The organism is Marinobacter iranensis, assembly GCF_029207565.1.
Taxonomy (GTDB): Bacteria; Pseudomonadota; Gammaproteobacteria; order Pseudomonadales; family Oleiphilaceae; genus Marinobacter; species Marinobacter iranensis.
The window spans coordinates 1-257 of record NZ_JANCMW010000286.1 but is presented as its reverse complement, the minus strand read 5'-3'; the positions used below and the strand labels follow the sequence as shown (position 1 = coordinate 257).

1 protein-coding gene is annotated in these 257 nt (G+C 66.9%); it reads left to right on the top strand.

From position 1 onward, the window contains the following. Positions 1 to 257 (top strand): CAP domain-containing protein (locus NLU14_RS22400; RefSeq protein ID WP_275710764.1); only part of this gene is annotated, 257 nt, incomplete at both ends.

Here is a 257-nt window from a genome sequence, read left to right as displayed (position 1 = left end):
ATCCGCGCGCACCACAATCTGCCCGCGGTCACCTATGCGCCGGCCGACGAGCCCGCTTCCCAGCAATCCGCGCTGATGATGGCCGCCAACGGCCAGCTCAGCCACAATCCGCCGGCGAGCTGGAACTGCTACACCACCGCCGGCGCCACCGCGGCGGGGCAAAGCAACATCTATCTGGGCACGGGCGGGCTGCGCTATTCGCAGGATGCCGACCTGCTGATCGGCTGGCTCACCGATACCAACAATGTGGTGGCGAA